Source organism: Pseudomonas sp. EGD-AK9, assembly GCF_000465935.2.
In the GTDB taxonomy this organism is placed as follows: domain Bacteria; phylum Pseudomonadota; class Gammaproteobacteria; order Pseudomonadales; family Pseudomonadaceae; genus Aquipseudomonas.
The window spans coordinates 1-7,299 of record NZ_AVOF01000161.1; the positions used below are offsets into that span (position 1 = coordinate 1).

The window sequence follows — 7,299 nt, forward strand, 5'->3', positions numbered from 1 at the left end:
AGGACGATCTGCCTGAGCAGGTCGGCGATCCAGGGATCGTCTTCGAGGATCAGCACGCGCATGTTCAGTCTCCCGTGCTGGCCCGCTCAGCCTGGGTGGCTTCGGGCACGCCGATGGGCTGGCTGGGCACCGGTTGCGGGCGGCCGAAATGGTAGCCCTGGCCGTAGTGGCAGCCGAGTTCGCGGAGGAAATCGGCCTGCGCGGCCTGCTCGATGCCTTCGGCCAGCACCTTGATCCCCAGGCTGTGGCCGAGGGCGATCACTGCGCGGGCGATGGCGGCGTCCTCGGCGTCGTCGGGCAGGCCGCGGACGAAGCTCTGGTCGAGCTTGAGCTTGTCCACCGGCAGGCGCTTGAGGCGCGCCAGCGAGCTGTAGCCGGTGCCGAAGTCGTCGATGGCCAGGCGCACGCCGAGCCCGCGCAGGCGGGTGAGCAGCAGCAGGGCGGCGTCGGGGTCTTCCATGATCGCGCTCTCGGTCACTTCCAACTCCAGTTGCGCCGGCGCCAGGCCGGTGTCGGCCAGCACCTGGGCGACGCGCTGCTCCAGTTCGCCGCGGCCGAACAGACGGCTGGAGACGTTCACCGCGACGAAGCGCAGCGCGCTGCCGGCGGCGTGCCAGCGCACCATCTGGCGACAGGCCTGCTCCAGCACCCAGGCGTCGATGGCGCCGATCAGGCCGTTGTCCTCGGCGATCGGGATGAACTCGGCGGGCGACACCAGGCCGCGCTGCGGGTGCTGCCAGCGCACCAGCGCCTCCATGCCGACCGCGCTGCCGTCCTGCAAGTCGTGCAGCGGCTGGTAGTAAACGCGCAGCTCCTGGTTGTCGAGGGCGTGGCGCAGGCTGCTGGCCAGCTCCACGCGCTGGCGGGCGTAGTCGGTCAGCTCCTGGACGTAGAAGGCGTAGCCCTCGCGGCCGCTGCTTTTGGCCTTGAACAGCGCCGAGTCGGCGTTGCGCAGCACCTGTTCGACGCTGGCGGCGTCGTCCGGGAACAGGCTGATGCCGATGCTGGCGCCGATGTACAGCTCGTGGCCGTGCAGGCGGAACGGCGCATCCAGGCAGCGCAGCAGGCGCTGCGCCAGCTCCGCGGCCTGGGTCGCCTCGGCGCAGTGCTCGCAGAGCAGGCCGAACTCGTCGCCGCCCAGGCGCGCCAGGGTGCTGCCGGCCGGCACCGCCGCCAGCAGGCGCTCGCCGACCTCCTTGAGCAGCAGGTCGCCGACGTTGTGGCCGAGGCTTTCGTTGATGTGCTTGAAGTGGTCCAGGTCGATCAGCAGCACCGCGCCGCACAGCTGTTCGCCGGCGCTGCGCTCCAGGGCATGGGCGACCCGCTCGGTGAACAGCAGGCGGTTGGGCAGGTTGCTCAGCGGGTCGTGGTGGGCCAGGTAGTCCAGCTCGCGCTGCGAGCGCTTGAGCGCGGTGATGTCGGAAAACACCGCGACATAGTGGCTGATGCGCCCCTGCTCGTCGTGGATGACGCGGATGCACTGCCACTGCGGGTAGATCTCGCCGCTCTTGCGCCGGTTCCACACCTCGCCGCTCCAGGCGCCGCGGCTCTGCAGGGCGTGCCACAGGCTGTGGTAGAAGGCCGCGTCGTGACGGCCGGACTTGAGCAGGCTGGGCTGCTGGCCGAGGATTTCCTCGGCGGCGTAGCCGGTGATGCGGCTGAACGCCGGGTTGACGTGGACGATGCGCTGCTCGGGGTCGGTGACCAGCACGCCTTCCTGGGTGGCGTCGAACACCGCGGCGGCCTGGCGCAGGCTGTCCTCGTCGGCGCGGCGCTGGGTGATGTCGCTGGCCACGCCGATGAAGCGCTGCGGCTGACCGGCCTCGTCGCGCAGCAGGCGGCCGCGCGAGTGCAGCCAGCGGTAGCTGCCGTCGGCGTGGCGCATGCGGTAGATGTTCTCGTACTGCGCGCCGCTCATTTCCGCGTCGAGCGCCTGCAGCGCGCGTTCGCGATCCTCCGGGTGCAGGCGCGCGACCCAGGCCTCGCGGGTATCGCCGAGGGCCTGCGGGGTGAGGCCGAGCAGGGCGGCGTAGCCGTCGGAGAAGAACACCCGCTGGCTGGCGTAGTCCCAGTCCCACAGGCCGTCGCGGGTGGCATCCAGGGCCAGGCGCAGGCGTTCCTCGTTGTCCGCCAGCTGCAGCCGCGCGCGCCGATGGTGCCGGGCGTGGCGCTGCAGCACCAGGTACAGCAGGGCGCCGGTGAGGGCGACGAACAGCAGACCCTTGAACGACTGCAGGTGGTCCTGCTGGGCCGCGGACAGGCCGAGGGCGGCCAGCAGCTGGTCGCTGAGGAGAATCCACGAGGCGGCGAGCAGCAGATAGCCCAGGGTCAGGCGCAAGGCGGCGGTGTCGATACGCATGGGCAAGCGGCTACGCTCCCTGTAAATGCTGGGCAGTATAGATGCCTTAGAGGCTGAAACATTCTTATCTAAAAGACCAACTGGTTTTCTGCCTTGGGTCAGGGATAATGCGCCTAGGCTCGTCCTTGTAGGACAGGCCGCGTTTTCCTTTCAAGAGGCAACAGTGTCCATGTGGTACAACGGTTTACTCGACCTGTCGGTCTGGCAGCTGGTGGCTGCGACCCTGCTGATGACGCACGTGACCATCGTCAGCGTCACCGTCTATCTGCACCGCTACTCCGCGCACCGTGCACTGGAACTGCACCCGGCGCTCAAGCATTTCTTCCGTTTCTGGCTGTGGCTGACCACCGGCCAGAACACTCGCGAGTGGACCGCCATCCACCGCAAGCACCACGCCAAGTGCGAAACCGTCGACGACCCCCACAGCCCGGTGGTCAAGGGCCTGGGCACCGTGCTGCGCAAGGGCGCCGAACTCTATCAGGAAGAGGCGAAGAACCAGGAAACCCTGCGCATCTACGGCAAGAACTGCCCGGATGACTGGATCGAACGCAATGTTTATAGCCGCTATCCGATTGGCGGCGTGACGCTGATGGCGATCATCGACCTGGCCCTGTTCGGCGTGCTCGGCATCACCGTCTGGGCGATCCAGATGATGTGGATTCCGGTGTGGGCCGCCGGCGTCATCAACGGCCTCGGCCATGCCGTCGGCTACCGCAACTTCGAGTGCCGCGACGCCGCCACCAACCTGGTGCCCTGGGGCATCCTGATCGGCGGCGAGGAGCTGCACAACAACCACCACACCTACCCCAACAGCGCCAAGCTGTCGGTGAAGAAGTGGGAATTCGACATGGGCTGGGCCTGGATCAAGCTGTTCAGCTTCCTCGGCCTGGCCCAGGTGCAGCGCGTCGCGCCCATTGCCCACCGGGTCGAGGGCAAGCGCAGCCTGGACATGGACACCGCCATGGCCATCCTCAACAACCGCTTCCAGATCATGGCGCAGTACCGCAAGCTGGTGATCGCGCCGCTGGTCAAGCAGGAAGTGGCCAAGGCCGACGAGTCGGTGCGCCACCTGTTCCGCCGCGCCAAGCGCCTGCTGTCGCGCGAGCCGAGCCTGCTGGAAGAGCAGCACCAGGCACGCATCAGCGAGCTGCTGGCGCAGAGCCAGGCGCTCAAGGTGATCTACGAGAAGCGCCTGGCGCTGCAGCAGATCTGGGTCAAGACCAGCAGTAACGGCCACGACATGCTCGAGGCGATGAAGCAGTGGGTGCACGAGGCCGAGGCCAGCGGCATCCAGTCGCTGCGCGAGTTCGCCGAGCAACTCAAGACCTACTCGCTGCGCCCTGCCGCAACCGCTGCCTGATCGCCGCGCGTTTCCTGCAAAGGCCCGCCGAACGGCGGGCCTTTGTGTTTGTCCAACAGCTCGCACTATGCTCATTGCAATGCTGATGCGAGGGATTGGATGGCCGCTGTAATGGACGATCAAGGCAACGCCGTTTCCGAGTTGGAAGAACTGACCCTGGCCCTGCTGCACAGCCGGGCCGAGGTGGAGCGCCTGCGCGAGCGCGAGCAGCTGTTCAGCAGCCTGCTGGGCAGCGTCAACGCCGCGCTCTGGGCGTTCGACTGGGACGCACAACGGGTGATCTACGTCAGCCCGGCCTACGAGCGCATCTTCGGCCGCTCCGCCGCGCTGCTGCTGGCCGACTACGGCGAGTGGCGCAACAGCATCTACCCCGACGATGTGGAGTACGCCGCGGAAAGCCTGGCCAAGGTGCTGGAAACCGGTGCGGTGGAGTTTCGCGAGTACCGCATCATCCGCGCCGACGGCCAGCTGCGCTGGCTTAGCGACAAGTGCTTCGTCAGCCCGCGGCCCGGTTCGGCTCAGGGCAAGGTGATAGTCGGTATCGCCGAGGACATCACCGAGAAGAAACGCCTGGAGGGCGAGCTGCATCGCCTGGCCACCACCGATGTGCTGACCCAGAGCAGCAACCGCCGGCACTTTTTCGAGTGCGCCCGCCGCGAGTTCGAGCATGCGCGGCAGTACGGCAGCCCGCTGGCCTTCCTCCTGCTCGACCTCGACGACTTCAAGAAGATCAACGACCAGTACGGTCATCAGCTCGGCGACCAGGTGCTGCAGCGCCTGGCCCAGTGCGGTGCCAACGCGTTGCGCCGTGGCGACCTGTTCGGCCGCATCGGCGGCGAGGAATTCGCCGCGCTGTTCCCCGGTTGCGAGCCGGATATCGCCCTGCAGGTGGCCGAGCGTCTGCAGCGCGAGGTGCAGCGCCTGAACTTCCAGCACGACGGCGCAAGCTTCGGCATCACCGTCAGCCAGGGGCTGACCAGCCTGCGCGCCGCCGACGCCAACCTGGAGGCGCTGTACGCCCGTGCCGACGCGGCCATGTACCTGGCCAAGCGCCAGGGCAAGAACCAGATCGTGCTGGGTTGAGGCGTTGGCGATTTTCCGCCTGAGCGGCGCGTCGCATAAGCGGAAAATTGCCGGTCGCGTAGCGTAATAGAGCGGTAACGCCCCTGCCAAAAAGCGTTAACCTCCCGTTCTAGAGGCGTTGCACGGCGCTCTGGAAGAGCTGGCACGCTATCTGCCTGAACTCACGTCAAGATGCCGGCCCGGATGCTGGCGCACAATAACAACGACGCGAGAGCCCTCCCATGAATCGTCCTGCCCGTTCCCGTCCGTTCGCCCCGTTGCGTCCGCCGTTGTCCCGTTCTTCCTGAGTTTGCCACGCACCCGCGCCAGCGAGGGCCCTGCCGTGCCCGCGCGCGCCTGCGTTCGCCTGATTCGTCCCGAGCCTGCCTCTTCGTGCCGAAGTCGGTGTTCGGGCGATGCGTCACCTTAAACACACTGGAGAGAAACATAATGAGAAAGACCTCCCTGGCACTGGCCGTAGCCGCCAGCACCCTGGGCCTGAGCCAAGTGGCCTCTGCCGATTTGATCGGCGACACCAAGGTCAGCCTGGAAGCCCGCAATTTCTACTTCAACCGTGATTTCCGTCAGGGGCACAACGATACGCCAACCCCCACTCGTTCCAAGTCCGAAGAGTGGGCCCAGGGCTTTATCCTGCGCATGAACTCCGGCTTCACCGAGGGCACCGTGGGCTTCGGCGCCGACGCCATCGGCATGTTCGGCTTCAAGCTGGATTCCGGCGACGGCACCGCCGGCAGCGGTCTGCTGGTCCCGGATCGTTCCTCGGGCGGTTCGCAGGACAACTACTCGGATCTGGCCGTCGCCGCCAAGGCCAAGATTTCCAACAGCACCCTGCGTGTCGGCCAGATGCAGTTCAAGAACGCCGCCATCGCCTCCAGCGACGCCCGCCTGCTGCCGCAGGTGTTCGAAGCCGGTCACCTGGTATCCCAGGAAATCGACGGCCTGATGCTGGAAGCCGCGCACGTGCGCGAGGTGAACCATCGTGACTCTGGTGACTACGAGGACATCTCGATCACCAATAGCTTCAATAGCACCCGCGGTACTGTAGGTACTCGTGGTATCCGTCTGAGCGGTGGCGCCACCGCCGATTCGTTCGACTTTATCGGCGGCACCTACAAGCTGACCAACGACCTGACCGCCGGTTACTACTATTCCAACCTGGACGAGCTGTACAAGCAGCACTCCTTCAACGCCGTGCACGTGCTGCCGCTGGGCGACAAGCAGAGCCTGAAGACCGACGTCCGCTATGCCCGTTCCACCGACGACGGCAACCGCAGCAACGTCGACAACAATGCCTTCGGTGCCATGGTCACCTACGGCCTGGACGGCCACGCCTTCGGCCTGGGCTACCAGAAGATGAGCGGCGACACCGGCTTCGCCTACATCAACGGTACCGACCCGTTCCTGGTCAACTACGTGCAGATCAGCGACTTCGCCAACAAGGACGAGAAGTCCTGGCAGGCGCGCTACGACTTCAACTTCGCCTCCATCGGCATCCCGGGCCTGACCTTCATGACCCGCTACCTGACCGGCGACAACGTCGACCGCGGTGCTGGCGTATCCGAAGGCCGCGAGTGGGAGCGCAACACCGAGCTGATGTACGTGTTCCAGGAAGGTGCGCTGAAGAACCTCGGCGTACGCTGGCGCAATGCGAGTGTGCGTTCGAACTTCGCCAACGATATCGACGAGAACCGTCTGATCGTCAGCTACACCCTGCCGCTGATGTAATCAGCCGGCGGAGGTTCGACAGGCTCATCAGGCCTGTCGTCCCGAGCGCGACAAGAAAAATGCCCGCATCCTTCCGGATGCGGGCATTTTTTATGCGCGCGTTGGGCTTAGCGGGCGTCGCTGGCCTCGAGCGGACCGGCCGAGGCGGCGAGAATGGCGCTGGCCAGTTCCATATCGTCGGCGCCCTGCAGCTCGGGGTTTTCACTGCGTAGCCGCTGCAGCGCCGCCTCCAGGTGCGGGCCGCGTATCTCGCCGGCGCTGGCGACGAAGCTGCTGGCGTCTTCCTCGGCGGCGACGACCAGCTTCTTGTCCTTGAAGGTCAGGTAGGTGGAGGCGGTGGTCGCCCCGGAGGAAAGGATGTCGCGCAGCAGGCTGTCGGCTGCGGCGGTCTGGGCGATCAGGCAGGCGGCCAATGCCAGGGCTGCTCGGCTCGATACACGCATGGGGTGGTACTCCTGTGATTTGATTCCGTTAGTAGGAGTCGCACCTGCTGCTCGGGGTTCCTCTCACACGATGGTCGGTCGCCACAGGCTGTAATGGCGCAGCGCGTCGAAATCCGCGTGACCCAGCAGTTCGAAGCCATGGCGACGGTACAGCGCCAGGTTGCGTTCGGCGCCGGTTTCCAGGGCGGCGGCGCTGCAGCCGGCGGCGGCCATCGCTTGCAGCGTCGCCTGCAGCAGGGCGCCGCCGAGGCCCTGTCCCTGGCTGTGCGGGGCCACGGCGAGAAACTCCAGGCGGGCGCAACCCTCCGGCAGTTGCTGGTCGAAGGCGG

At 66.3% G+C, this 7,299-nt stretch carries 6 protein-coding genes; 3 read left to right on the top strand and 3 right to left on the bottom strand.

All coding sequences use genetic code 11. From position 1 onward, the window contains the following. Positions 1-64 precede the first annotated feature (64 nt). On the bottom strand, positions 65-2,359 hold the full coding sequence (dibA, locus tag N878_RS08990; RefSeq protein WP_021443334.1) for a phosphodiesterase DibA: 2,295 nt from the start codon (positions 2,357-2,359) through the stop codon (positions 65-67). 169 nt (positions 2,360-2,528) lie between these two features. Between dibA and desA the strand changes: the two genes are divergently transcribed. From desA to N878_RS09005, 3 genes are all read left to right on the top strand, one after another. Further along, the gene (gene desA, locus N878_RS08995) at positions 2,529-3,719 is read left to right on the top strand and encodes a delta-9 fatty acid desaturase DesA (RefSeq protein ID WP_021443335.1); all 1,191 of its coding nucleotides are present in this window, start codon (positions 2,529-2,531) and stop codon (positions 3,717-3,719) included. Positions 3,720-3,830: 111 nt separating this feature from the next. After that, on the top strand, positions 3,831-4,802 hold the full coding sequence (locus N878_RS09000) for a sensor domain-containing diguanylate cyclase (protein ID WP_021443336.1): 972 nt from the start codon (positions 3,831-3,833) through the stop codon (positions 4,800-4,802). Between the two features lie 429 nt (positions 4,803-5,231). Next, positions 5,232-6,527 (top strand): OprD family porin, encoded by a 1,296-nt coding sequence (locus tag N878_RS09005; RefSeq protein ID WP_021443337.1) that lies wholly within the window; start codon positions 5,232-5,234, stop codon positions 6,525-6,527. A 107-nt stretch (positions 6,528-6,634) separates the two neighbouring features. On the opposite strand, the gene N878_RS09010 is transcribed toward N878_RS09005, so the two are convergent. Next, positions 6,635-6,970, bottom strand: a complete 336-nt coding sequence (locus N878_RS09010) for a DUF2388 domain-containing protein (RefSeq protein WP_031302941.1) — start codon at positions 6,968-6,970, stop codon at positions 6,635-6,637. Between the two features lie 63 nt (positions 6,971-7,033). Continuing rightward, on the bottom strand, positions 7,034-7,299 hold a 266-nt coding region (locus N878_RS09015; protein ID WP_021443339.1), incomplete at its 5' end, for an N-acetyltransferase.

What these genes read in the sequence shown, in the direction of transcription:
- dibA (WP_021443334.1), bottom strand. Translation starts at nt 2,359, where the DNA reads ATGCGTATCGACACCGCCGCCTTGCGCCTGACCCTGGGCTATCTGCTG.
- desA (WP_021443335.1), top strand. Translation starts at nt 2,529, where the DNA reads ATGTGGTACAACGGTTTACTCGACCTGTCGGTCTGGCAGCTGGTGGCT.
- N878_RS09000 (WP_021443336.1), top strand. Translation starts at nt 3,831, where the DNA reads ATGGACGATCAAGGCAACGCCGTTTCCGAGTTGGAAGAACTGACCCTG.
- N878_RS09005 (WP_021443337.1), top strand. Translation starts at nt 5,232, where the DNA reads ATGAGAAAGACCTCCCTGGCACTGGCCGTAGCCGCCAGCACCCTGGGC.
- N878_RS09010 (WP_031302941.1), bottom strand. Translation starts at nt 6,970, where the DNA reads ATGCGTGTATCGAGCCGAGCAGCCCTGGCATTGGCCGCCTGCCTGATC.